Annotated in this window: 19 protein-coding genes; 10 read left to right on the forward strand and 9 right to left on the reverse strand. The window is 60.3% G+C overall.

Annotated features, from left to right (window positions below; genetic code table 11):
• Window positions 1-61: 61 nt before the first annotated feature.
• Window positions 62-472: a YkgJ family cysteine cluster protein gene (locus IWW33_RS09135; protein WP_174141009.1), complete on the forward strand. Its 411-nt coding sequence runs from the start codon at window positions 62-64 to the stop codon at window positions 470-472.
• Between the two features lie 30 nt (window positions 473-502).
• Window positions 503-1,522 (forward strand): IS30 family transposase, encoded by a 1,020-nt coding sequence (locus tag IWW33_RS09140; RefSeq protein WP_174141010.1) that lies wholly within the window; start codon window positions 503-505, stop codon window positions 1,520-1,522.
• A 215-nt stretch (window positions 1,523-1,737) separates the two neighbouring features.
• Here the strand turns inward: IWW33_RS09140 and IWW33_RS09145 are convergent, their stop codons facing one another.
• The 3 genes from IWW33_RS09145 to thiI all read right to left on the reverse strand — a co-directional run bounded on the left by IWW33_RS09145 (window position 1,738) and on the right by thiI (window position 6,708).
• The gene (locus tag IWW33_RS09145; protein WP_174141011.1) at window positions 1,738-2,490 is read right to left on the reverse strand and encodes a sulfite exporter TauE/SafE family protein; all 753 of its coding nucleotides are present in this window, start codon (window positions 2,488-2,490) and stop codon (window positions 1,738-1,740) included.
• 816 nt (window positions 2,491-3,306) lie between these two features.
• The gene (gene typA, locus IWW33_RS09150; protein ID WP_046784993.1) at window positions 3,307-5,127 is read right to left on the reverse strand and encodes a translational GTPase TypA; all 1,821 of its coding nucleotides are present in this window, start codon (window positions 5,125-5,127) and stop codon (window positions 3,307-3,309) included.
• Window positions 5,128-5,253: 126 nt separating this feature from the next.
• Window positions 5,254-6,708, reverse strand: a complete 1,455-nt coding sequence (gene thiI, locus IWW33_RS09155) for a tRNA uracil 4-sulfurtransferase ThiI (protein WP_039604090.1) — start codon at window positions 6,706-6,708, stop codon at window positions 5,254-5,256.
• Between the two features lie 471 nt (window positions 6,709-7,179).
• On the opposite strand from thiI, the gene glnA reads away from it, so the two are divergent.
• The 3 genes from glnA (at window position 7,180) to ntrC (ending at window position 11,487) form a co-directional block, all read left to right on the forward strand.
• The gene (glnA, locus tag IWW33_RS09160; RefSeq protein ID WP_012312360.1) at window positions 7,180-8,586 is read left to right on the forward strand and encodes a type I glutamate--ammonia ligase; all 1,407 of its coding nucleotides are present in this window, start codon (window positions 7,180-7,182) and stop codon (window positions 8,584-8,586) included.
• A 382-nt stretch (window positions 8,587-8,968) separates the two neighbouring features.
• Entirely contained in the window at window positions 8,969-10,054 is a 1,086-nt protein-coding gene (gene glnL / locus IWW33_RS09165) for a nitrogen regulation protein NR(II) (RefSeq protein WP_046784991.1), read from the forward strand.
• The gene (ntrC, locus tag IWW33_RS09170; RefSeq protein ID WP_039603934.1) at window positions 10,051-11,487 is read left to right on the forward strand and encodes a nitrogen regulation protein NR(I); all 1,437 of its coding nucleotides are present in this window, start codon (window positions 10,051-10,053) and stop codon (window positions 11,485-11,487) included. Before glnL ends, ntrC begins: the two co-directional genes overlap by 4 nt.
• A gap of 358 nt (window positions 11,488-11,845) precedes the next feature.
• Here ntrC and IWW33_RS09175 read toward each other — a convergent pair whose 3' ends face one another.
• The gene (locus IWW33_RS09175; protein ID WP_046784990.1) at window positions 11,846-12,283 is read right to left on the reverse strand and encodes a hypothetical protein; all 438 of its coding nucleotides are present in this window, start codon (window positions 12,281-12,283) and stop codon (window positions 11,846-11,848) included.
• Here IWW33_RS09175 and trmL point away from each other — a divergent pair.
• The gene (trmL, locus tag IWW33_RS09180) at window positions 12,282-12,743 is read left to right on the forward strand and encodes a tRNA (uridine(34)/cytosine(34)/5-carboxymethylaminomethyluridine(34)-2'-O)-methyltransferase TrmL (protein WP_011531803.1); all 462 of its coding nucleotides are present in this window, start codon (window positions 12,282-12,284) and stop codon (window positions 12,741-12,743) included. The two genes, IWW33_RS09175 and trmL, sit on opposite strands and share 2 nt — an antisense overlap.
• A 70-nt stretch (window positions 12,744-12,813) precedes the next feature.
• Here the strand turns inward: trmL and secB are convergent, their stop codons facing one another.
• Genes secB through IWW33_RS09195 form a run of 3 tightly spaced genes read right to left on the reverse strand, consistent with a single transcriptional unit; the run spans window position 12,814 to window position 14,008 of the window.
• A complete protein-coding gene (gene secB / locus IWW33_RS09185; protein ID WP_012312355.1) occupies window positions 12,814-13,299 on the reverse strand; it encodes a protein-export chaperone SecB in 486 nt (161 codons plus the stop codon).
• Window positions 13,300-13,338: 39 nt separating this feature from the next.
• Window positions 13,339-13,593 (reverse strand): glutaredoxin 3, encoded by a 255-nt coding sequence (gene grxC / locus IWW33_RS09190; protein WP_046784989.1) that lies wholly within the window; start codon window positions 13,591-13,593, stop codon window positions 13,339-13,341.
• A 1-nt stretch (window position 13,594) separates the two neighbouring features.
• A complete protein-coding gene (locus IWW33_RS09195) occupies window positions 13,595-14,008 on the reverse strand; it encodes a rhodanese-like domain-containing protein (RefSeq protein ID WP_046784988.1) in 414 nt (137 codons plus the stop codon).
• Window positions 14,009-14,214: 206 nt separating this feature from the next.
• Between IWW33_RS09195 and gpmI the strand changes: the two genes are divergently transcribed.
• The 4 genes from gpmI (at window position 14,215) to IWW33_RS09215 (ending at window position 19,376) form a co-directional block, all read left to right on the forward strand.
• Complete coding sequence (gpmI, locus tag IWW33_RS09200; protein ID WP_125923655.1) at window positions 14,215-15,750, forward strand: 2,3-bisphosphoglycerate-independent phosphoglycerate mutase; 1,536 nt, start codon at window positions 14,215-14,217, stop codon at window positions 15,748-15,750.
• Between the two features lie 148 nt (window positions 15,751-15,898).
• Window positions 15,899-17,185 (forward strand): murein hydrolase activator EnvC, encoded by a 1,287-nt coding sequence (locus IWW33_RS09205; protein WP_115273389.1) that lies wholly within the window; start codon window positions 15,899-15,901, stop codon window positions 17,183-17,185.
• Window positions 17,186-17,277: 92 nt separating this feature from the next.
• Window positions 17,278-18,600, forward strand: a complete 1,323-nt coding sequence (locus IWW33_RS09210; protein ID WP_046784985.1) for a S41 family peptidase — start codon at window positions 17,278-17,280, stop codon at window positions 18,598-18,600.
• A gap of 8 nt (window positions 18,601-18,608) precedes the next feature.
• Entirely contained in the window at window positions 18,609-19,376 is a 768-nt protein-coding gene (locus IWW33_RS09215) for a divergent polysaccharide deacetylase family protein (protein WP_115275464.1), read from the forward strand.
• Between the two features lie 6 nt (window positions 19,377-19,382).
• Here the strand turns inward: IWW33_RS09215 and IWW33_RS09220 are convergent, their stop codons facing one another.
• Together IWW33_RS09220 and IWW33_RS09225 are read right to left on the reverse strand one after the other, a co-directional pair.
• Window positions 19,383-24,050: a DUF6543 domain-containing protein gene (locus IWW33_RS09220; protein WP_148708296.1), complete on the reverse strand. Its 4,668-nt coding sequence runs from the start codon at window positions 24,048-24,050 to the stop codon at window positions 19,383-19,385.
• Between the two features lie 119 nt (window positions 24,051-24,169).
• A complete protein-coding gene (locus IWW33_RS09225) occupies window positions 24,170-26,116 on the reverse strand; it encodes a BCCT family transporter (protein ID WP_237859345.1) in 1,947 nt (648 codons plus the stop codon).
• Between the last annotated feature and the right edge of the window lie 72 nt (window positions 26,117-26,188).

Consider the following 26,188-nt stretch of genomic DNA (forward strand, 5'->3'; position numbering starts at 1 on the left):
ACAAATTGAACAACTCCGGTATGATCGCGCGCCCCAAGACCGTGATCCGCCACCTATAACGATGAAAACGACCCTGATTGCCGCAGCCGAAGTCGACCGCCTGGAAACCTGGCAGCGCTATGCCAGCCACATGTGCGGGGGCTGCCATTCGACCTGCTGCACCCTGCCTGTGGAAGTGAAGATCAAAGACCTGATCCGCATCGGCGTGGTGGATGAGTTCGAAAAGGACGAACCGCCGAAGAACGTGGCCAAACGCCTGCAGAAGGAAGGCATCATCGAACGCTTCAACCAGAAGTCGGGGATCTTCACCCTGACCCGGATGAGCAACGATGATTGCATGTATTTGGACCGCAAGAGCCGGCTGTGCACCATTTATGACAAGCGCCCGGATACTTGCCGGAACCACCCGAAGGTAGGGCCGCGGCCGGGGTATTGCGCTTACAAGCCAAAATTGACCGGGCGGTCTCAGTGACCAAGTGCAACACCCGAGGTAAGGTGCTGCATGACTACTCACTACACCCACTTGACCATCGAAGAGCGCGTAACGCTAATGATCATGCGTATGCAAGGCGCCTCGCTGCGAGCCATCGCCCAAGTTCTTGGGCGCCAACCCAGCACGCTGAGTCGAGAGGTGCGGCGCCAGTCGCAGCCTGGGCACTATGACGCCAGCACTGCCGGTGCTCGAGCCCGTGCCCTCAGACACGTCCCGAGGCGCAGCAAGATTCTTGCCCCTGGTTCTGAACTGTTCCAGGTCGTACACAGCATGTTGGCCAAGGGCTGGCCTCCTCAGCAAATTGCCGCCAGACTCAAGGACTACTGGCCTGATAATCCTGAGCGGCATGTGAGTCACGAAACGATCTACCTGACAATCTATGCATACCCACGCGGCGAGCTTAAGCGTCAACTCATTGGTTACCTGCGCCAGGGCGGCAGCAAGCGGCGTACTCGCAGCACTGCGCCAGCTCGGCGCGAGCGCTATCCAGCTGAACAGAATATTCGCTACCGGCCTGAAGAGGTCGAAGGTCGACAAGTGCCAGGTCATTGGGAAAGCGACCTGATCATGGGCGCGAACAATCGCTCGGCAGTAGCGACGATGGTCGAGCGCACGAGCCGTTTCGTGATCCTGGCCAAGTTGGATGCGCCCACCGCAGACGCCGCGCTAGAGGGGATGACGCGAGAACTTTCGCGGATGGCACCGGCACTGCTGAAAACCATGACCCATGACCAAGGCAGCGAGATGGCCAAGCATCAAGAGCTGACAGCTCGTACGGGAATGAAGATCTACTTCGCTGACCCGCACAGCCCTTGGCAAAGAGGCAGCAACGAGAACACGAACGGCCTGCTCCGGCAGTACTTACCCAAGGGCACCGATTTGTCGCTGGTTAGCCAGGAGCGGCTGGACGAGATTGCCGACTTGCTCAACACCCGACCTCGTCAGACATTGGGCTGGAAATTCCCTGTTGAAGTGTTGACGGATCATCTGCAACTGCTGGCAACCAATCGGCTCAACACTATCAACTGAGTGTTGCACTTGGAACCTGAGGCCGCCAAACCTCTCGACCATCATTAAGACTATCGAGAAACCCGTGACCGGTCATCATCTCGTTGTGAGCGAAACTCATATATATCTCTCTTCTTATTTTCTCAATTTCGATTTGCACGGACGCAGCTACGCCGAACATCTCGTCATCGTCAGCATAGTGTATCTAAAAAGCTAACACTTACAGTCGGTGGCTTTCAGGAAAAATAGCGAAAAATCAACATCAGGCCGGAAGCAAGGACAACTACATTTATAATTTTGATAAACCGTTCTCTGGGCATATTCAGCGTCAGTCGTCGCCCGACTGTGATACCTACCAGCATGCTTGGAGCCAAGAGCAAAGCGAGCAAAAGCAGGCTCGGATCCAAATACACCCCAGCAATCAAAAACAACCCGACGCGAGTTAATGTACTTAAACCGATCAACGTTGTCTGTGTGATACGCAACGCATCTGGGTCTCGAAGCCGACCTCCGAGATAGATGGCATAGATAAAACCACCGCTCCCGAACAGTGCGCTAAAAAATCCGCCGACTGCTCCGAATGGGATTGATAATATGGAGGAGAAATTGCGGTTAGTCTGCAGGCCACTGAGCGAGTAAATACAGTAGCCGACCACAAAGACTCCCAACGCCAGTAGCAGAACATCGGGCTTTGCCTTGAGAAGTATGGCAGTCCCTATCAAACTACCGATCACCATAAGTGGTACCAGACGCTTGAGCTCTGTCCAATCTGCCTTGCTGCCATCGCGACTGATATTAACAAGTGCAGCGGACAGGTCCATCAGTGCTAGAAGCGGGACAATCTTCGAGATAGGTATGAAGAGCGCCAGTATTGGGCTGGCTATCAATGCAGTGCCGAAGCCTGCGATACCAAATACCACATAGGCCCCTAGAAGCGCCGTATATATCAAGATAAAACCAATCAGACTAACTTCTAAAATGTCGCTCATATTGGAATCCATTTTTCTTTTATATGTGTTGACTCCTGCCAAGGAGGAAAAGATTCCAGCGCATCGGCTGATACATCAATACGACCAAAGAATTAGTAGCCTATGGCCACTATTGGCTTTCTGTTTTTAGCATGTACAAGCTACATATTTCACACTTAATAGAAGGAAAGTACTGACTATTAAGTCGGAAAAATCCCACAAACACAAAAGACACTTCTCACCCCTTAATTCTAAAAAGGTAAATTTTCGGAATAATCTTACAGCCTTTTCAACGCGCACCTGATTTCAGGCCAGAAGTCTTGGTTACTGATGCCAGCCCATCCCGCAGCCCAACAATCGCACCCCACCATGACACACCTCGCCTCTTGCTCCGAGCCACGGTGAGTTTCTGACGTGGTCAGGCCTCTAACTCATACCTCCCTTTGCCGGGCATCTAGAGGACTGTCACCCTCAAATCACTAGTGAAAGCATCACAGCCAAGCTAATTGCGCTTGCGCGCGTAACGCAAAATTCGAGACGCCCTCAAGAAAGCTTTTCCCATAAGCTGGGAATCGGTGACTGCGAAATACCAGTCGGGAGTGGGGTAAAGGCTACTACGCACCTGCCTCAGATATTGAGGGGGTGAACAAATCGAGCGCCGCGTATCGGCAACCAGTCCGATAGCGATGAAAATGCCTGAAACAGTCACAAAGAGATTCTTCACGTAGTTTTTTGCGGGAAGATCGGATGAGGGCCAAGAGGTGCCTTCAAAAGGTACCCCAAAAAAAACGCCCCCGGCCTTTCGACCGGGGGCGTTTTCATTCAGCCTGAGCTAACTCAGTTCTTGGCTTTCTTGGCAGCGCGGGTACGCTCGCCTTCGTCCAGGATCTTCTTGCGCAGACGGATCGACTTCGGCGTAACTTCGCACAGCTCGTCGTCCTGGATGAATTCCAGAGCCTGTTCGAGGGTGTGACGAACCGGCGGAACCAGGGCGATGACTTCGTCTTTGCCCGAAGCACGCATGTTGTCGAGCTTCTTGCCCTTGGTAGGGTTCACGCCCAGGTCGTTGTCACGGCTGTTCAGACCGATGATCTGACCGTTGTAGATCTCCTGGCCGTGCTCGACGAACAGCTTGCCGCGCGCCTGCAGGGTTTCCAGGGAGTAGGTCAGTGCCTTGCCGGTCTCGACCGAAACCAGTACGCCGTTGAGGCGGCCGGACATCTGGCCCGACTTCATGGTGTCGTAGCGATCGAAGATCGAGGTCAGGATGCCTGCGCCGTTGGTCAGGGTCAGGAACTGGTTACGGAAGCCGATCAGGCCACGGGCTGGAATGTTGTACTCCAGGCGAACACGGCCCTTGCCATCCGGAACCATGTTGGTCAGGTCGCCTTTACGCAGGCCCATTTCTTCCATGACCTTGCCCTGGGATTCTTCAGGGATGTCGATGGTGACGTTCTCGAACGGTTCCTGCTTGACGCCACCGACTTCGCGGATGATCACTTCAGGACGGCCTACGGCCATCTCGAAGCCTTCACGGCGCATGGTTTCGATCAGTACCGACAGGTGCAGCTCACCACGGCCCGATACCTTGAACTTGTCAGGGGAATCGGTTTCCTGAACGCGCAGAGCAACGTTGTACAGCAGCTCTTTGTCCAGACGGTCCTTGATGTTACGGCTGGTGACGAACTTGCCTTCCTTGCCGCAGAACGGCGAGTCGTTGACCTGGAAGGTCATCGAAACGGTTGGCTCGTCGACGGTCAGCGGCTTCATCGCTTCGACGGCTGTCGGGTCGCACAGGGTGTCGGAGATGAACAGCTCGTCGAAACCGCTGATGCAGACGATGTCGCCAGCCTGGGCTTCTTCGACGTCGATACGGTGCAGGCCGTGGTGGCCCATCAGCTTGAGGATACGGCCGTTACGCTTCTTGCCGTTGGTGTCGATGGCGACCACCGGAGTGTTCGGCTTCACGCGGCCACGGGCGATACGGCCAACGCCGATAACACCCAGGAAGCTGTTGTAGTCCAGTGCCGAGATCTGCATCTGGAACGGGCCTTCACGGTCAACGTCCGGCGCAGGTACGTTGTCGACGATCGACTGGTACAGCGGGGTCATGTCTTCGGCCATGGCGGTGTGGTCCAGACCGGCGATGCCGTTCAGGGCCGAGGCGTAGACCACTTTGAAGTCCAGCTGCTCGTCGGTAGCACCGAGGTTGTCGAACAGGTCGAAGATCTGGTCCAGAACCCAGTCAGGACGGGCGCCCGGACGGTCGACCTTGTTGATCACGACGATCGGCTTCAGGCCGGCTTCGAAGGCCTTCTTGGTCACGAAGCGGGTTTGCGGCATAGGGCCGTCCTGGGCGTCGACCAGCAGCAGCACGGAGTCGACCATGGACATTACACGCTCAACCTCGCCACCGAAGTCGGCGTGGCCGGGGGTGTCGACGATGTTGATGTGGTAGCCGTTCCAGTTGATGGCGGTGTTTTTCGCCAGAATGGTAATGCCGCGCTCTTTTTCCTGGTCGTTGGAGTCCATTACGCGCTCGTCGTTGAGCTCGTTACGTTCCAGGGTGCCGGACTGACGCAGGAGTTTGTCGACCAGGGTGGTTTTACCATGGTCAACGTGGGCGATGATGGCGATGTTACGCAGATTTTCGATCACAACTGTATCTCGATCAGAGGATTCGGTTGCCGCCAGTCTAGGCGGCCAATATGAAGGTAAAAGGCTCAGCGGGCCCGGCGGTCGGGAGGGCGATGGCGGATGCTGCCGCCATACAGCCCTGGGGTCTTATGCCGGACGATAAACACGCACATTGGCATGTCCCTCACTGAGCAGGTGGTGTGCGTGCAATCGGCTCATCACACCTTTGTCGCAATACAGCAAGTACTGGCGGGTTTCATCCAGCTGCTTGAACTTGCTGTTGATCGCGTAGAACGGCATCACCTGAACTTCGATACCCTCGAGCACCAAAGGCTCGTCTTCCTGGGCGTCAGGGTGACGGATGTCGATCACGATCTGGCCTGGCAGCGCTTCGCTTACTTCCTCGATTTCCACGTCCTTGCCCAGCTCGTCGATCACGTGGTCGATCGAGATGAACTTGGCACGTTCGAGGGCGCGCTCCAGCACGGCCATGTCGAACTGCTTCTCTTCATGCTCCATGCGGTGACGCTTGGCATGGGTGGTCGGGTTCACCGAGATCACGCCGCAATATTCAGGCATGTGCTTGGCGAAGTCGGCGGTGCCGATTTCGGTCGCCTGGTCGATGATGTCCTGCTTGTGGCTGGCCAGCAATGGGCGCAGCACCAGCTTGTCGGTGGCCGAGTCGATGATCGACAGGTTCGGCAGCGTCTGGCTGGACACCTGGGAAATCGCCTCGCCGGTGACCAGCGCATCGATTTCCAGACGATCGGCCATGCGCGCAGCGCCGCGCAGCATCATGCGCTTGAGGGTCACGCCCATGTAGCTGTTGTCGACCTTGTTGAGGATCTCGCCGACCACTTCTTCGAACGGCACGCTGATGAACAATACGCGCTGGCTGCTGCCGTACTTTTTCCACAGGTAGTGGGCCACTTCCATCACGCCCAGTTCGTGGGCACGGCCGCCGAGGTTGAAGAAGCAGAAATGGGTCATCAGGCCGCGACGCATCATCTGGTAGGCCGCCACGGTGGAGTCGAAACCGCCGGACATCAGTACCAAGGTCTGCTCCAGGGCGCCCAGCGGGTAGCCGCCGATGCCTTGGTGCTGGTTGTGGATCACGTACAGGCGCTGGTTGCGGATTTCGATGCGCACCGTCACTTCAGGTTGCTTCAGCTCGATGCCAGCGGCGCCGCACTGCTGGCGCAACTGGCTGCCAACGTAGCGGTCGACGTCCATCGAGGTGAAGTCATGGTGGCCCCCGCGCTTGCAGCGCACGGCGAAATACTTGCCGGCCAGCAGGTGGCCGAAGTGCTGCTTGCACTTGGCGACGATATCGTCGAAGTCACCGAGCGGGTATTCCTCCACCTGCAGGAAGTGGGTAATGCCCGGGGTGCAGGTGAGGCGCTCGATCATCTCGCGCTGGACTTTTTCGTCTTCGACGCGGGTGACCACTTCGAGGTTGTCCCAGACACCATCGACCGCGAGCTCAGGGTCGAGGTCCTTGAGCACGTTGCGGATGTTCTTGCCGAGCTGGCGGATGAAGCGCTTGCGTACCGGCCGGCTCTTGATGGTGATTTCTGGGAAGACTTTGACGATAAGTTTCATTGGTTAACAGCGCGCGCAGGGCCTGCCGAAAAATGAGGGGCGCGAATTATATCGGAAATTGCTCAGGATTTGACCAACTTTTGTACAGAAGGTTGGATTTATATTGCCTGTACTGGCCTCATCGCCGGCAAGCCAGCATCTACAGGACGTCGGTAGGCCTCAAGACTGCACTTAGGGTGTGGGAGCTGGCTTGCCAGCGATGAGGCCCTTAAAGGAAGCACACAACCCGATCTGTGCACGCTATTGGTGCGCCCACAGCAAAAGCCGCCTCGTAAGGGTGCGTTTTTCCCCGCCAAACCGCCGCCAAATGCCCGCAAACGCCCCCTTTTATCCCGGCCTCGCCATTTTCGGGCACTGGCATGCAATTTGCTCCCTTGTGAGGCAGGTAAGCTTGGCCGACTATCCGCGCCCGGCAACACCCTTTTTTCCAGGGCAGCGGCCCACCGCGCTCTAGACCATCCGGAGGACAACATGTCGAAGTCGGTTCAACTCATCAAAGATCATGACGTCAAGTGGATTGATCTGCGTTTCACGGACACCAAAGGCACTCAGCATCACGTGACCATGCCAGCGCGTGATGGCCTGGACGAAGACTTCTTCGAAGTCGGCAAGATGTTCGACGGCTCCTCCATCGCTGGCTGGAAAGGCATCGAAGCCTCCGACATGATCCTGATGCCGGTCGACGATACCGCCGTACTGGACCCGTTCACCGAAGAGCCGACCCTGATCATCACCTGTGACATCGTCGACCCGTCGAGCATGCAGGGCTACGATCGCGACCCGCGTGCGATCGCCAAGCGCGCTGAAGAGTACCTCAAGAGCACCGGCATCGGTGACACCGTCTTCGCCGGCCCAGAGCCTGAGTTCTTCATCTTCGACGAAGTGAAGTTCCAGTCGGACATCTCCGGCTCGATGTTCAAGATCTTCTCCGAGCAAGGCTCGTGGATGACTGGCGCTGACGTGGAAGGCGGCAACAAAGGCCACCGTCCTGGCGTCAAAGGCGGCTACTTCCCGGTTCCGCCGTTCGACCACGACCACGAAATCCGTACTGCCATGTGCAACGCACTGGAAGAGATGGGCCAGACCGTCGAAGTTCACCACCACGAAGTGGCGACTGCCGGCCAGAACGAAATCGGCGTCAAGTTCAACACCCTGGTGAAGAAAGCTGACGAAGTACAGGCCCTGAAATATGTCGTGCACAACGTTGCCGACGCCTACGGCCGTACCGCCACCTTCATGCCAAAGCCACTGTACGGCGACAACGGCTCGGGCATGCACGTGCACATGTCGATCTGGAAAGACGGCAAGAACACCTTCGCGGGTGAAGGCTATGCCGGCCTGTCCGAAACCGCCCTGTACTTCATCGGCGGCATCATCAAGCACGGTAAGGCCCTGAACGGCTTCACCAACCCGTCGACCAACTCCTACAAGCGCCTGGTTCCAGGCTTCGAAGCCCCGGTAATGCTGGCCTACTCGGCACGCAACCGTTCCGCCTCGATCCGTATCCCTTACGTCGGCAGCCCTAAAGCCCGTCGTATCGAAGCGCGCTTCCCGGACCCATCGGCCAACCCGTACCTGGCTTTCGCGGCCCTGCTGATGGCTGGCCTGGACGGCATCCAGAACAAGATCCACCCAGGCGATGCTGCCGACAAGAACCTGTACGACCTGCCGCCTGAAGAGGCGAAAGATATCCCGCAAGTTTGCGGCAGCCTGAAAGAAGCTCTGGAAGAGCTGGATAAAGGCCGTGCGTTCCTGACCAAGGGCGGCGTGTTCTCCGACGACTTCATCGATGCCTTCATCGAACTGAAGAGCGAAGAAGAGATCAAGGTCCGTACCTTCGTGCACCCGCTGGAATACGAGCTGTACTACAGCTGCTGATTTGATTGGCGCATTGCGCCGATGAAATCCCGGAAACGGCCTTCTCATGAAGGCCGTTTTTGTTTTTCCAGCCGTCCCGATCGGAAGCGCCCCAACACCTTGGCGCCATACGCCACGCGCACCGATGCTCTATATTGGTGCAATGCAACGTTGCATGCCCCGCCCCGCACCCCAAAACAGGTCACGTTGAACGGTAAATCAGTGCTTTCTGGTCCGAATAGGCGCAATTTCGGGGGTTTATAAAGCAATCCCGCTTCTTTTCGGAGCCTTGGTTTGTTTCTTGCATTTTCTACGCAAAGAGCCTGGCATGAGCAGATCCATAGTGCGCAGGCCACGCTCACCGCCATGCCCGGCAAGCGCCAAAAGAGGTCAACGACGCCTTATGACCATCAGCGATGCACAGCACCGTCTGCTTCTGGACAACCTGACCACCGCCACGCTCTTGCTCAACGCCGAGCTGCGCCTGGAGTACATGAACCCGGCTGCGGAAATGCTCCTGGCCGTGAGTGGGCAGCGCAGCCACGGGCAGTTCATCAGCGAACTGTTCACCGAATCGTCCGAGGCGCTCAACTCCCTGCGCCAGGCGGTCGAGCAGGCGCACCCGTTCACCAAGCGCGAAGCCCAATTGACCTCGCTGACCGGCCAGACCATCACCGTTGACTATGCCGTGACGCCCATCCTGCACCAGGGCAACACCCTGCTGTTGCTGGAGGTACACCCGCGTGACCGCCTGCTGCGCATCACCAAGGAAGAAGCCCAGCTGAGCAAGCAGGAAACCACCAAGATGCTGGTCCGCGGCCTCGCCCACGAGATCAAGAACCCACTGGGGGGCATCCGTGGCGCGGCGCAACTGCTGGCCCGGGAGTTGCCCGAAGATGGCCTGCGCGACTACACCAACGTGATCATCGAAGAGGCCGATCGCCTGCGCAACCTGGTCGATCGCATGCTCGGTTCGAACAAGCTGCCATCGCTGGCCATGACCAACATTCACGAAGTCCTTGAACGGGTCTGCAGCCTGGTCGACGCAGAAAGCCAAGGATGCATCACTTTGGTGCGTGATTATGACCCGAGCCTGCCGGACGTGCTGATCGACCGCGAACAGATGATCCAGGCGGTACTGAATATCGTGCGCAACGCGATGCAGGCGATCAGCTCACAGAACGAGTTGCGCCTGGGCCGCATCACCCTGCGCAGCCGCGCGATGCGCCAGTTCACCATCGGCCATGTGCGCCACCGACTGGTGGCCCGCGTCGAGATCATCGACAACGGCCCCGGCATCCCCAGTGAACTGCAAGACACCCTCTTCTATCCCATGGTCAGTGGCCGCCCGGACGGTACCGGGTTGGGCCTGGCCATTACCCAGAACATCATCAGTCAGCACCAAGGCCTGATCGAGTGTGAAAGCCACGCCGGCCACACCGCCTTTTCGATCTTCCTGCCGCTGGAACAAGGAGCCACCGCCTCATGAGCCGAAGTGAAACCGTATGGATCGTCGACGATGATCGCTCCATCCGCTGGGTCCTGGAAAAAGCCCTGCAACAGGAGGGCATGACCACCCAGAGCTTCGACAGCGCCGATGGCGTGATGGGCCGCTTGGCCCGGCAGCAGCCGGACGTGATCATTTCCGACATTCGCATGCCCGGCGCCAGCGGCCTCGACCTGCTGGCACAGATTCGCGACCAACACCCGCGCCTGCCGGTCATCATCATGACCGCCCATTCCGACCTGGACAGCGCAGTGGCGTCGTACCAGGGGGGCGCTTTCGAGTACCTGCCCAAACCGTTCGATGTCGATGAGGCGGTCTCGCTGGTCAAGCGCGCCAACCAGCATGCGCAGGAGCAGCAAGGCCTCGATGTGCCCCAGGCCCTGGCCCGTACGCCGGAAATCATCGGTGAAGCCCCGGCGATGCAGGAGGTGTTCCGTGCCATTGGGCGGCTGAGCCACTCCAACATCACCGTGCTGATCAATGGCGAGTCCGGTACCGGCAAGGAGCTGGTGGCCCACGCCCTGCACCGCCACAGCCCGCGGGCGGCCTCACCGTTCATTGCCCTGAACATGGCCGCCATACCCAAGGACCTGATGGAGTCGGAGCTGTTCGGCCACGAAAAAGGCGCCTTCACCGGCGCGGCCAACCTGCGACGCGGCCGCTTCGAGCAAGCGGACGGCGGCACCTTGTTCCTCGACGAAATCGGTGACATGCCTGCCGATACGCAGACCCGCCTGCTGCGGGTGCTGGCCGATGGGGAGTTCTATCGTGTGGGCGGCCATGTACCCGTAAAGGTCGATGTGCGAATCATCGCTGCAACCCATCAAAACCTCGAGTCACTGGTACAGGCTGGCAAGTTCCGTGAAGACTTGTTCCATCGCCTGAACGTGATCCGTATTCATATCCCGCGCCTGGCCGACCGCCGCGAGGACATCCCCGCGCTGGCACGCCACTTCCTTGGCCGCGCCGCTCAGGAGCTGGCCGTCGAACCGAAGCTGCTCAAGCCGGAAACCGAAGAATTCATCCGCAACCTGCCTTGGCCTGGCAACGTCCGCCAGCTGGAAAACACCTGCCGCTGGATCACCGTCATGGCGTCCAGCCGCGAAGTGCTGGTCGGCGATCTGCCGCCCGAATTGCTCAACCTGCCGCAGGACGCTGCACCGGTGACCAACTGGGAGCAGGCGCTGCGCCAATGGGCCGACCAAGCCTTGGCACGCGGGCAATCCAACCTGCTGGACAGCGCCGTGCCCAGCTTTGAACGGATCATGATCGAGACGGCGCTCAAGCATACTGCCGGGCGCCGCCGGGATGCAGCGGTGCTGCTGGGGTGGGGGCGCAATACCCTGACCCGCAAGATCAAGGAACTGGGGATGAACGTGGATGGCGGGGATGACGATGAGGGCGATGATCACTGACTTCCCGCTGAATCAGTAACACCGTTGGGGCCGCTTTGCGGCCCCAACCATTTCTGGCCAATGCACCGAAGCTGTGCCAGCTGCACCGCGCCAAGGCACAAATCCCCTCAAAAACCGGCCAGATCGCCCTGAAACCCAATGTTTCCGGGTTTTTCAAAACTGGCACGCCACCTGCAATACGTAATGTATCTCCAGTTTCGGGGGCCTCGGTACAGGCAGGCCGGGTGAACCCCTCTTTTATACGCAGTTGCACAAGCTTTGGGGACCTCGGTACAGGCAGGCCGGGAATCCCCTCTTTTACACGCAGTAGCGCAAGCTTTGGGGACCCTGGTACAGGCAGGCCGGGACATCCCCTCTTTTATTCGTGCAGCCTCACCTGCACCCGCCAGCGCCCCGCGTCCTCTGCACCGGCCCATTCGCCACGCAGAGGGCGCGCGGCAATCACGCTCAGCAGCAACCCTTCCTCACTTTTCTGCAAACGCCAGCTCACCGGCTTGCCCTGCAGGGTCAGTTGCCCACGCTGGGCTTTACCTTCGGCCTGGAACAGCAACGCGACCGTACCCTGGACATTCTCGCCATGCAGCTTCGGTTCATCGTTGAACCACAGGTCCAGCCCGTCCTGCACCACCTCCACCCGCTCAAGCACGAGCGCTTCGGGTGCAGTCAGACGGCCGATCATCAAACCGACCATCAAGCCGACGATCGCCAACGAGAGCAAAACCTTCGGCAAGCCCTTCGAACGCACATCAGGTTCGGGGGTAGAATGCTCGCCATCTTCACGCTTGGAGCCGTGCATGTTTCACGTCATCCTCTTTCAACCTGAAATTCCGCCCAATACCGGCAATATCATTCGCCTCTGCGCCAACAGTGGCTGCGCGCTGCACCTGATCGAACCGATCAGCTTCGAGCTCGACGACAAGCGGCTGCGCCGTGCAGGGCTGGATTACCACGAGTATGCCACGCTCAAGCGCCACGAAAGCCTGGCCGGATGCCTGGAGAGCCTGGGCAACCCACGCTTGTTCGCCTTTACCACAAAGGGTTCGCACCCGTTTCATGAGGTTGCCTACCAGCCGGGCGACGCCTTCCTGTTCGGGCCGGAAAGCCGCGGCCTGCCGGCCGAGGTGCTGGACAGCCTGCCGGCCGAGCAACGCCTGCGCCTGCCGATGCGGCCGGGGTGCCGCAGCCTGAACCTGTCCAACACCGTGGCGGTGACGGTGTATGAGGCGTGGCGGCAGCAGGGGTTTGCCGGGAGCTGACAAGCCCGAGGCAGGCAGCCGGGTAATAAAAAGGCGACCTCGAAGGTCGCCTCTTTGCTACCGGGCAAAATTACTGCACGGTCGGTGCTTCGCCCGCTTCCTGCATGCGCTGCATCTCTTGCGCGTACAGGGCGTCGAAGTTGACCGGCGACAGCATCAGGGCCGGGAACGAACCACGGGTCACCAGGCTATCCAGGGTCTCGCGGGCGTACGGGAACAGGATGTTCGGGCAGAACGCGCCGAGGGTGTGGCTCATGGAAGAGGCGTCGAGGTTCTTGATCAGGAAGATACCGGCCTGCTGAACTTCAGCGATGAACGCCACTTCGTCACCATTCTTGACGGTCACCGACAGGGTCAGCACCACCTCGTGGAAGTCGCCTTCCAGGGCCTTCTGCTTGGTGTTCAGGTCCAGGGCAACGCTCGGCTCCCAGGTCTGACGGAAGATCTGCGGGCTTTTCGGGGCCTCGAACGACAGGTCGCGCACGTAGATACGCTGCATGGAGAACTGAGGGCTGTTGTCTTCGGCTGCGGCGCCGTTGGTCTGTTGGTCAGTCATGGCAGATCCTTATCCTAATGTTTTTGAATGCAGTGCAAATCAGGCCTTGAGCAGCGCGTCGAGCTTGCCGGCGCGCTCCAGGGCGTAGAGGTCATCGCAGCCACCGACATGGGTACTGCCGATCCAGATCTGCGGCACCGAAGTCCGGCCGGCCTTCTGGCTCATCTCGGCGCGTACCTGCGGCTTGCCGTCGACCTTGATTTCCTCGAAGGCCACGCCCTTGCTCTCGAGCAGGTACTTGGCACGCATGCAGTAAGGGCAGTAGTCGCTGGAGTAGACGATGACGTCGTTCATATCACTTCACCAGGGGCAGGTTATCGGCTTTCCAGCTGGAAACGCCACCGCTCAGCTTGGCGGCGGTATAACCAGCCTTGAGCAGTTCGCGGCAGATGGTGCCGGACTGCTGGCCCATTGCGTCGACGACGATCAGGGTCTTCTCTTTGTGCTTGTCCAGTTCGGTCATGCGGGTGGCGACCTTGTCCTGCGGGATGTTCACCGCACCAACGATGTGGCCGGCGGAGTATTCCTTGGCAGGGCGGATATCGATGACAAGGCCCTTCTCGGCATTGACCAGGGCGGTCAGTTGGCCATTGCTCAGGCTCTGGCCGCCACGGCGGATTTCATTGAGCAGCAGCAGGACCAGCAGAACAACGAAGATCGCAACCAGGATGTAGTGATCTGTCGCGAATTGAATCAGGTGAGCAACCATCAGCGGTGTTCCAGGCGATTGAAAATGCCGGCCAGTATACACAGCCCCCAATGACCACCAAAGTCCGACAGGCCGGTGGGAAAACTACCTTCCCGTTCTCGCGGGCGCCGCGCTGGTCAGGGAACAGGACGAATATTCGCCGCAGGTGGCGCATTTGCCCTAAAATGCGTGTCTTTATCATCTTTGAACAACCGTGAGTTTGATTGATGACGAGTACGCCCAAACCCCTGGTCCTGATCATCCTGGATGGCTTCGGCCACAGCGAAAGCCCCGAATACAACGCCATCTATGCCGCCAACACTCCGGTCTATGACCGCCTGCGTGCCACCGCGCCGCATGGCCTGATTTCCGGTTCAGGGATGGACGTCGGCCTGCCGGACGGGCAGATGGGCAACTCCGAAGTTGGTCACATGAACCTCGGCGCCGGCCGTGTCGTCTACCAGGACTTCACCCGCGTCACCAAGGCCATTCGCGACGGCGAGTTCTTCAAGAACCCGGTGCTGACAGGCGCGGTGGACCAGGCTGCAGGTGCCGGCAAGGCCGTGCATATCCTCGGCCTGCTCTCCGACGGCGGCGTACACAGCCACCAGGACCACCTGATTGCCATGGCCGAACTGGCCGCGCAGCGTGGCGCCGAGAAGATCTACCTGCATGCGTTCCTCGACGGTCGTGACACCCCGCCGCGCAGCGCGCAATCGTCCATCGAGCTGCTCGATTCGGCCTTTGCCAAGCTTGGCAAAGGCCGAATCGCCAGCCTGATCGGCCGCTACTACGCGATGGACCGCGACAACCGCTGGGACCGCGTCAGTGCCGCCTACAACCTGATCGTCGACAGCGTTGCCGAACACACTGCAGACAGCGCTGTTGCCGGGCTCGAAGCGGCCTATGCGCGCGACGAGAGCGACGAATTCGTCAAGGCCACGCGTATTGGCGAAGCGGTGAAGGTCGAAGATGGCGATGCCGTGATCTTCATGAACTTCCGCGCCGACCGCGCACGTGAGCTGTCGCGCGTGTTCGTCGAAGCCGATTTCAACGAGTTCCCACGGGCACGCCTGCCAAAGCTGGCCGCCTACATCGGCCTGACCCAGTACTCGGCGAAAATCCCGGCCCCGGCGGCGTTTGCCCCGGCCAGCCTGAACAATGTGCTGGGTGAATACCTGGCCAAAAACGGCAAGACCCAGCTGCGCATCGCCGAGACCGAGAAATACGCACACGTCACCTTCTTCTTCTCCGGGGGGCGCGAAGAACCGTTCGAAGGCGAAGAGCGCATCCTGATCCCGTCGCCGAAAGTCGCCACCTACGACATGCAGCCGGAAATGAGCGCCCCAGAGGTCACCGATCGCATCGTCGAGGCCATCGAGCAGCAGCGCTACGACGTGATCGTGGTCAATTACGCCAACGGTGACATGGTCGGCCATACCGGCGTGTTCGATGCCGCAGTCAAGGCCGTCGAAGCCCTGGACGGCTGTGTCGGTCGCATCGTCGAGGCACTGGACAAGGTGGGCGGCGAAGCGTTGATCACCGCAGACCACGGCAACGTCGAGCAGATGGAAGACGAATGCACCGGCCAGGCGCATACGGCCCACACCACCGAGCCGGTACCGTTCATCTATGTCGGCAAGCGCCAGGTCAAGGTTCGCGAGGGCGGCGTACTGGCCGACGTGGCGCCGACCATGCTCAAGCTGCTTGGGCTGGAAAAACCTGCGGAAATGACCGGCACCTCGATTCTGCTCGAGGATTAAGCGGCAAGCGGCAAGCGAAACCTGGCCTGGCGCCTGCTTTTGCTTGCCGCTTGTAGCTTGAAGCTTGCCGCTGACGCCGTGAGGCGTTTTTTTTGCAGCCCCGGGCGGGCATACTAGGCCAGTCTCCATCCTTGGTACGCCCAACCTCATGCTTCGCGCCCTGATTCTCCTAGCCCTGTCTTGCCTGCTCAGCCCGGCCTTCGCCGACGAGCGCGCACAGACCCAGCAACAACTGGACGCCACCCGCCAGGACATCGCCGAGCTCAAGAAAACGCTGGGCAAGCTCCAGGCAGAAAAATCCGGCGTGCAGAAAGACCTCAAAGCCACCGAGACCGACATCGGCAACCTCGAAAAGCAGGTGGAGGCTCTGCAGCAAGAACTAAAAAAGACCGAGGGCGAGCTGGAGCGCCTTGATACCGAGAAAAAAAAACTCCAGAGCTCGCGCATTGAACAACAGCGACTGATCGCCATTCAGGCGCGGTCCGCCTACCAGAACAATGGCCGTGAGGAATACCTCAAGCTGCTGCTCAACCAGCAGAACCCAGAAAAGTTCGCCCGCACCCTCAGCTACTACGACTACCTGAGCAAGGCGCGTATGGAGCAGCTGCGTGCCTTCAACGAGACCTTGCGCCAGCTGGCCAATGTCGAACAGGACATTTCCCGCCAGCAAGAACAGTTGCTGGCCCAGCGCGCCGATCTCGACAGCCGCCGCCAGGCCCTGGAAGCCGAACGTGGCAAACGTCAGCAGGTGCTGGCCAAGCTCAACAGTGACATGAAAGACCGCGACAAGAAGCTGCAGGCCCGTGAACAAGACCAGGCCGACCTTGCCAAGGTGCTCAAGACCATTGAGGAAACCCTGGCCCGTCAGGCCCGTGAGGCCGAAGAAGCGCGCAAGAAGGCCCTGCTGGCCGAGCAAGAGGCCCAAAAGCGCCGACAGCAGGAAGCGCTGGCCGCACAGCAAGACAGCGAACCGCCAAAAAAGGCGCGCACCACCCTAGGCCCGTTGGTTTCCAGCAGCAGCTCAACCTACGGCGGTGCTTTTTCTGCCGCACGGGGCAAACTTCCCTGGCCCGTCAATGGTCGATTGCTGGCACGTTTCGGTGAAGCCCGTGGCAGCGATGCCCGAGCCAAGTGGGACGGCGTGATGATCAGCGCCAACCCCGGCACCCAGGTGCGTGCCGTGCACGGCGGGCGCGTGGTGTTCGCCGACTGGTTGCGCGGTGCTGGACTTCTGGTCATTCTCGACCATGGTAATGGTTACCTGAGCCTGTACGGCCACAACCAGAGCCTGCTCAAGAGCGCCGGGGACATCGTCAAGGCCGGCGAGGCCATTTCCACCGTTGGCGACAGCGGCGGCCAGGATGCCGCCGGCTTGTACTTCGCCATCCGCCAGCAGGGCAGGCCAACCGACCCTTCGCAGTGGTGCAAAGGTTAAGGTTAAAGCCTAGTCACTTTTTTACGGCCCGGCGCCCCACGCTGGGCCGATGCTCCCCAGGGAGCGCCTACAGGATCAGGAGTTCGTTCGACATGCTGCACTCGCCTCGTCTCACCCAGCTGGCCCTGACCATCGCCCTGGCGACTGGTATGCCTTTGGCCATCGCTGCCGAGCCGGCGCCCGCCAAGCCCGCCGCGGTGCCAGCCACCGAGGTGACCGCCAGGGCGCCGCTGCCACTGGAAGAGCTGCGCACCTTCGCCGAGGTCATGGACCGCATCAAGGCGGCCTATGTCGAGCCGGTAGACGACAAGACGCTGCTGGAGAATGCCATCAAAGGCATGCTCAGCAACCTCGACCCGCATTCGGCCTACCTTGGCCCCGAGGACTTCCAGGAACTGCAGGAAAGCACCAGTGGCGAGTTCGGTGGCCTGGGTATCGAAGTCGGCCAGGAAGACGGCTTCATCAAGGTGGTCTCGCCCATCGATGACACCCCCGCTTCGCGCGCCGGCGTGCAGGCAGGCGACCTGATCGTCAAGATCAACGGTGCGCCCACCCGCGGCCAGAGCATGACCGAAGCCGTGGACAAGATGCGCGGCAAGGTCGGCGAGAAGATCACCCTGACCCTGGTACGTGACGGCGGCACCCCGTTCGACGTGAACCTGGTCCGCGCGGTGATCCAGGTCAAGAGCGTGAAGAGCCAGTTGCTGGAAAACGACTACGGCTACATCCGCATCACCCAGTTCCAGGTCAAGACCGGCGACGAAGTGGGCAAGGCATTGGCCAAGATGCGCAAAGACAACGGCAAGAAACTGCGCGGCGTTGTTCTGGACCTGCGCAACAACCCCGGTGGCGTGCTGCAGTCAGCGGTGGAAGTGGCCGACCACTTCCTGACCAAGGGCCTGATCGTGTACACCAAGGGGCGTATCGCCAACTCCGAACTGCGCTTCTCCGCCGACCCGGCCGACGCCAGCGAAGCCGTGCCACTGGTCGTGCTGATCAACGGCGGCAGCGCCTCGGCCTCGGAAATCGTCGCCGGCGCCCTGCAAGACCAGAAACGCGCCGTACTGATGGGCACCGACAGCTTCGGCAAAGGTTCGGTGCAGACCGTGCTGCCACTGGCCAACGACCGTGCCCTGAAGCTCACGACCGCACTGTACTTCACCCCCAATGGCCGCTCGATCCAGGCCCAGGGCATCGTGCCGGACATCGAGGTGCGCCCGGCCAAACTCACAGCAGAGGTCGATACCGAGAACTTCAAGGAAGCCGACCTGCAAGGCCACCTGGGCAACGGCAACGGTGGCGCTGACCGCCCGACCGGCAGCAGCAAGCGCAAGGAGCGTCCGCAGGACGATGACTTCCAGCTGAGCCAGGCGCTCAGCCTGCTCAAGGGGCTGAACATCACCTCAGGCAAATGATTCATCCGTTGCGGTATCTGCTGCCCGTGCTGTTATGCCTGTCGGCCGCGTTCGCCCATGCAGCGCCGGCCAACAAGGCCTACATGAGCATCATCATCGACGACCTGGGCCAGAGCACCGAGCGCGACAGCAGAACGCTTGCGCTGCCTGGCCCTGTGACGATGGCGATCATGCCGGATACCCCCCACGCCAGCGAGTTCGCCCGCCAGGCGCACAAGGCGGGCAAGACGGTAATCCTGCATATGCCCATGGACCCCGCCACCGGGCCCTATGCCTGGCACCCGGACATCGCCTTGCCGGAGCTCGCCAGGCGACTGGACGCGGCCTTGGCCAAAGTGCCCTACGCCGCCGGCATCAACAACCACATGGGCAGCCGCATGACCGCCCAGCGTGGCGCCATGACCTGGCTGATGGGGGAACTCCAGCGGCGGCATCTGTTTTTCGTAGACAGCCGTACCAGTGCTGCCACCGTCGCCGCCGCCGAGGCACAGGCACAGGCCCTTGGGCATGTGTCGCGCGACGTGTTTCTGGACGACGTACGCACCACAGAGGCCATCACCACACAGCTGCAGCAAGGCGTGGCACTGGCACACAGGCAAGGCTCGGCTGTGCTGATCGGGCATCCTTATCCGCAGACCCTGCAAGTACTGGAACAGCAAATGCCCCGGCTCAAGAGCCAGGGCATCGAACTGATCACGCTCTCACAGATGATCGCCGAGCGCGGTAATCAGGCAATGCCCGCACACGGCAAGCACGGCCGCTACAGCAACCGCTGAGGCATTTCAGTCGAAAGGGATCAGGCCCTCCACCTGGTTCAGGCGTAAATTACCCCGGTAGATCGCCACCAGGGCTTCACCGCTGGTCGCTGCCCGCAGCTGCGCCAGGCGCCCCAATTTGCGCTGCGCCCACAGCTTCAGATGGCCCTTGCTGAATTGCCGCGCCGTCGTATCCATGTCCAGGTAGTGGAAGTGCGCCTCCCACAGCCCGTCGCCTTGAGCCTGCCCGGCCCGCGGCATACGCCTGATTTCGTAGACATCCAGGTAATCGCCCGCTGCCAGCAGCTTGCGTGGCCCTGCGCGGTGTATCGTCACTTGGTGGTTGTCGAGCAGAAAGCGCAGGCTACTGGCATCCGGATGGTCGGTTGACAGGTAGATACCGGTCAGCAGATCGCGACGGGTGGCCTGCAAGCGTTCAATGGCCGCCCCCAGCTGCTCGAACAAAGCATCGTCAGGGGTCATGCGGGGCAAAGTACTGTGAGCAATCCGCAGTTTTTCCAGGTGCCCATCGACGACCGTGGCCAAACCATTGGGTTGCTCAGCCTGGAAAAAGCTTCTGGCCAGTTTGTTGATCCGATCGACCTCGTCAAGCAGTGCCTGAGCCCGCTTGCGTGCCAAGCGTGGGGTCTGCGGCGAGAATGGCGGCTTCGCTTCATCGGGCTGTGGCGCATCCTCGACCCATTCATCACCTTGCTGACGGAAGGTTTTCAGCACATGCCGGGTACGTTCGTCGCGCTGCTGGACGACCGCCACCCCATCCAGCTCGACTTCCTCGCCCAGCACCTTGCGCCCGCGATGGGTGCGGACCAGCTTGCGCCGCCCGCCGCGCGGGGTGTAGAACACCGGACGCGGCGCGGCAGGCTCGGACAGTTCCTGCTCGCGTACCGCTTGGGCCAGCTCGTTCTGGGCGGCACGCTGCAAACCGCGCAGCGTTCTCTTGTACTGCTGCAACGGTTCCTGCCTGATCGCGGCGCCGCCCACACTGCCCAGGTAATCGGCCATCGCTGCGGCTTCTTCATAACCTTCCAGGATGCCGCTCAAGACCTCGATCTGCTCGGCCAGCGCCAGGTTACTGCCAGCCAGATCGCCGTGCGCGTTGCCTGCACTTTTCAGGCTGTCGCCGGCCAGGTACTCGAGGTATTGCGACAACACCCGTTCCTCCACATCGGCCAGCCGGTCCAGGCTGACCTCCGCCAAGTCCTGGAGCAGGCGAAAGTCCAGATCGATGGCCGATACCCGACGCGCCTCAATAGTACCTTTGAGCTCGGCTTCCTTGTTGATGCGTTGGTGGGTTTCATCGTTTCTGAAAACGTAACTGTCGTCCTTGAGCGTTTCGTCGAGCAGGGTGTCGAGCAGTCGGGACATGTCCACAAGGTCCGACTCCCACTTGATGACCTCTTCCAGTACGCTGCGAAAGTGCTCGTACTGGCTGATCTCCTCTGCCTGCTCAGGGTGTATGACGACCTGGTCGGCCAGGCTTTGCACATCCTCATCATTGATGATGGAAGCCAGTTCGTTATAGAACGTCGAAATATTCTCGATCAGGCTGTGGCGGATCCTGCTGCGCTGCTCCCTGACAGCATTGCTGTAGGCATTGTTGTCATGGCGCATGCTGAAGAGGCTGGCGACCACTCGCTCATGCTCGAGTGAGTTCCCGATCAGGCTCTTGACCTCATAGACAATCTTCAAGTTGATCTGCTTGCGCAGGCGTTGGGTCAGTTCCAGTTCGCGAAGGGCCAAGTCGTCCGGCTCGGCAAGCGCCTCGAGCACTGCGATGCGCTTGTCCTTTTCACCGAGCAGGTCGCGGTGCCTGTTCAGCGTATCTGCCAGCGCATTGTGCTGGCGGGCCAGTACTGTTTCTTCGCTCTTGAGTTGCTCGATTTTCTTGCGATTTTCCTCTTTCAAGGCTTCAAGGCGACTGCGTGGCATGCCGCCTTGCAAGCGCAAGCCACGATCGACACGCCATTGTCCGTGCTCGAACGCCAACCAGGGCCCCAGGCCGCCGTCGGCCCCCACCATACGCAAACCTTGCTCCTCAAAGGTGGCCCGGTACACACCATCGCCTAGCGTAAGGTAATAGTGCTCGCCAACGCGGTACAACCCGCGTTCCGCTCCCGCTGCAAGCGGTTCCAGGCCTTCCAGCGATACATCCACGCGCATACCGGACACCACCTTGCGCTGCTGCGGTGAGAGCACATTGAACCCCTGTGTGCCACGCCAGGAAAAATCCAGCCGGGTAGAGCCATGCTTCGCCAGCCCTCCTGGAACACCAACCTTGCCTTGTATGGGAACAACCATTGCTTGTGCGCCAGGCCACGCAGGCATTGCGCCCCGAGCGGGAAGGTCCCTTACAGGCTCGCTTAAGTGCAACCGCGGCAAACGCAAATGCATCAAGGCCATGCAGGCGTTGAGCAACAGGTCCACCACAGCTGCACTGCGCTCGAACGCACTGCCATCGCGCAAGGCCACCAGGTCGTCGTGCAATCCGGAAATGGCCTGTACCAGCCAGGCAACGACGGCCACAGGCCCACGCAGCAGCAACGTTACAACGTCGAACAACAGCCAAGCCCCCTGAACGAGAACCGCCCAGCGACTCTCGGCATTGGAAACCGATTCGCGGTCAGCCAGTTCCACCAGCAGGTTGCGATTGGCCTTATACAGCCTCACATCCACATCATTGCGCCAGAACTGCGCTGCGAAAGTTGGTGGGCGCCCTCGCTCAGGCAGCAAATCGCTTGCCAGGATAGGCCCTGGCCAATGCGGCTCGTAAAAGCCGCCATATGCGTAGGCGGCACGCGAGGCGGGCGACATCCACTCAAGGACGCTGTCCTGCAATGGCCCGGGCTTGCGGATTGCAGCCATCATCAGGTCCAGGCTGGCAAACTCGAGCAGCGGCGTTGCGTTGTACAGAGGCCGATACAGCAAAACCTTTGCAGGCTCAGCAGCGAACAGAACATACATGCCACTGACCTCATCCTGCTCGATCGCGCTCGCTTCACGCCTGAAGGCCAGAGGCATCAGCATCAGCGCTGGCAATTGCGGGTCAAGGTAGCCGTGGCAAAAATCGGTCACACACTGCAAGCCTGCGTCGCTCAGCCCGCCCTGCAAGCGGGCATAGAGCGCGCTGAACAGTAGTGAACACCGCCATTCACGGCCAAAGCGTTTGATCCGCTCGGTCTGTGTAGCGGGGTCGTCCAGCTTCTGCGCGACGTAGGTGGGGTAGTGCTTGCCGATGTCGACACGCTGCACCAGCGACTTGACGTAGTCGACATTCATCCAGTCCATGATCAACTGGTTTTCACGGTGCGTTATGCCGGTAAGCTGCGCGCTCTGCAGCGACCAGAGGTTACCGATGGCGAAATCGGTCAACGTCATGCTGCGGTGCTCAACCGCCGAATCGCCCGGCCCGACGCCGGCACCACCGGGCCAGCCGGCATTGATGGTCAGTTGCAGAACCAGGTCATCCGGAAAATAGTTGGCCTCGACCGGGAAATCAGCAAGCATTCGCGCCCGCAGCGCCTGACGGGTGTAGCTGCGCAGATCAAGTACATCCTCAAGCGCCCCACCCCCTTCGGACTGAGCCTGAGCCAAAGCCAGTTCGAACACGCCCCGTTGATAGACAAAGTTATTTGCAGCATTGCTATTTCGCAGGCCAGGCGGCAATGCAATCTGTGCCTCGCTGGCTTGGCCGTAACCTTCAATGAACCAGCGCGCGGGGTCGCTCAGCGCAGAAAAAGCCCTCTCAAGCAGCGAACAGTCTGGCAACTGCGCGTAACGCAAACGCCCTATGTCATCAAGCATGATCTCCAACAACAGGCTGCTTTGCTGGGCAAACACGTCACCTTCCAACTCATAGCGGTGCCATGCCATGGATTCGAAGCGCTGGTGCTCGGCAAACTCGTCACGTAACGTTTCAGCGAAGTCATCCAGCGATGCAAATGCCCTCACCAGGCTGGACGGGGCGCACCACAGAAACACCTCGCGCTCGTCCCACTCGCCCCTGACCAGCAGGTTAGGCAACCACTGAGCGTCGTTATCGAGTTGCACCTGGACCATAAATACAGAAGGAGTGGCGCCGTGATTCTTGAGCAAGCTGAGCAAACACTGACGTTGCTGGTCGTCCAGGCTTTGCAATCTCAAATTCTGCAGCAATGCCGTTTTGAGCAGGTGCTGCAGCCACAGGTCCCGGCTCACGCCTTGACTGCCTGACGCCGTCCAGTAATCGACCAGGGCTTGGCAGAAGTTGTCCGCAAGCATAAGCAGGAGGTCATCCAAGGCAGCCAGTTGGGGCCGGATCGAAATCGCCCCAGACGGCAATTTGTTGCCCTGCTGGTCGCGCAGGAACCAGGGTTCCCGGACTGCCAGCAGGAAATCCCCACCGTCAGCCCCCAGCGATGCCAGGGGTTGGCGGGCGTGAAATGCCTCAAGCATGACCTCCAGCAATGGCCGGGGCGTCCACGCGTCGTAGGTCTGCGGGCCGGACGCAATGCGGGCAGGGATGTTGAGTATGAGCGGTTCGGCATCGGGCAGCCTGGCGCCGGCCAAAGCGGCATGACAGGGGACCAGCAATTCGAGAATCTGCTGGCTCAGAACACTACGTAGGGTTGGACGACTGAAAAACTCGGTAGCAACTGCCCGACGAAAGTCAGGCACAGGACTTGGCTGAATGGGCATGGGGCGGCTTCCTCGCGACAAATGGAGCGCAAGGATGTGCCAAGGGGCAAAGTTCGCTGCGTTACATAAAGCTGGAGCCGTTGGGCGGCCGGCATCCGGCCGCCCAAGGGCTAACCGGATCAGCTGTAGACGCGGCCCAGCAACTGGCGATGGCTCTCGAACTGGTCGAGTACATCACGCACGATCTGCTCAGGCGCGAAGCCCATCAGGTCGTACTCCTGGCTGCCATCGTGCAGGTACACTTCGGCGCGATAGAAGCGCTGGCGCACCTGCGGCTCGCCCTCGACCGGCGCATCGCTCGGTGCGGCCATGTAACCGTCCAGGCTCACCTCGTAAACGAAGGGGTTGCCCTCTTCCATCATCACCCGCAGGCCCATCATGTTGCGCGACTGGCCAACACGGCTCTCGACATCAAAGCCCAGGGTGCGCAGTTGCTCGGCTGCTTCTTTCAGGGCCGGGCTGACCTGCTTGTCCATGAAGCGCTGCACCACGGCCTGGGTCGGCTGCAGCTCCAGCTGGCTCAGGCGCTCGGTGAAACCGCGACGGCCACGGGCGGCCAGCTCGGCACGCTCCTGTTCCACGGCAACGTCCTGCTTCATGGCCTTGTACAGGCCGAACATGAACAGCACCAGCACCACCGAGAACGGCAGGCCCGCCAGCACCACCATGGTCTGCATGGCTTCGAAGTTACCGGCGAACAGCAGGCCAATGGTGACCAGGGTGATGATCACCGACCAGAACACCACCATCCAGTGCGGGGCATCTTCGTCGACCTTGCCGCCCTTGCACGACAGGTTGGCCATCATCACCGCACCGGAGTCGGCCGGGGTGAGGAACAGCACGAAGCCCACGAACACCGCCACACCGATCACGATCTTGGCGGCTGGGAAATACTCCAGCAGCTGGTAGATCGACATCGACGGCTGCTCCAGCGCGGTCTTGCCCAGCTCCACGGCGCCCTGGTTGATCACCAGGTCAAGGGCGGTATTGCCGAAGATCGACAACCAGGCCAGGGTGAAGCCCAGCGGGATCAGCAGTACGCCGCAGACCAGCTGGCGCACGGTACGGCCCTTGGAGATACGGGCAATGAACATGCCGACGAACGGGCCCCAGGAGATCCACCACGCCCAGTAGAACACGGTCCACAGGCCCAACCAGCGCTCAGAGTTGCCGGCCTCGCCTTCGTAGACATAAAGGTCGAAAGTCTTCAGCACGATGCCATTGAGGTAGTCGCCGATGTTCTGCACCAGGCCGTTGAGCAGGTGCAGGGTCTCGCCGCCCAGCAGCACGAAGATCAGCAAACCACTGAACAGCATGATGTTCAGGTTGGACAGGCGGCGGATGCCGTTTTCCACACCTGACACCGCAGCCACCGTAGCCACGCCGGCCATGACCAGAATCACCACCAGCAGGTTGGTCTGGCTGTGGTCCATGCCGAACAGGTATTCAAGGCCCGAAGACACCTGCATCGCACCGATCCCCAGGTTGGTCACCAGACCGAGCAGGGTGACGAACATGCCGAAGATGTCCACGGCATTGCCGGCAGCGCCCTTGACCCAACGCTCGCCGACCAGCGGATACAGTGCCGAGCGCAGTGCCAGCGGCTGGTTGTGCCGGTAGGCAAAGTAGCCTACGGCCAACCCGACCAGGGCGTAGATCGCCCAGCCATGCAGGCCCCAGTGCAGGAAGGTCAGTTGCAGGCCCTGGCGCGCGGCCTCGAGGCTGGCAGGGGTGCCCTGGGGCGGATTGAAGTAGTGGTCCAGCGGCTCGGAGGCGCCGAAGTACAGCAGCGAGATGCCGATACCGGAGGAAAACAGCATGCCGGCCCAGGCGCCGTAACTGAAGTCGGGCTGGTCATCCTTGCCGCCAAGCTTGAGCTTGCCGTAATCGGAGAACGCCAGGTAAACGACAAACAGCAGGTAACCGCAGATCACCAGCATGTAGTACCAGCCGAAGGTGCGCGTCAGCCACTTCTGGGCCACGCCCAGTACCTGACCGGCGGTTTCGGGAACAGCGATAAGCAAGGCAGTCAGAACGAGGATCATCAGCGCGGAAGTGAAAAACACCACGCGATTGACCCGTACCCTCTCGGCGGGGGGTTTGGTAAGGGAGGCAGAACTCATTGCACGAATGCTCCG

Source organism: Pseudomonas sp. M2 (assembly GCF_015751845.1).
Lineage (GTDB): Bacteria > Pseudomonadota > Gammaproteobacteria > Pseudomonadales > Pseudomonadaceae > Aquipseudomonas > Aquipseudomonas putida_E.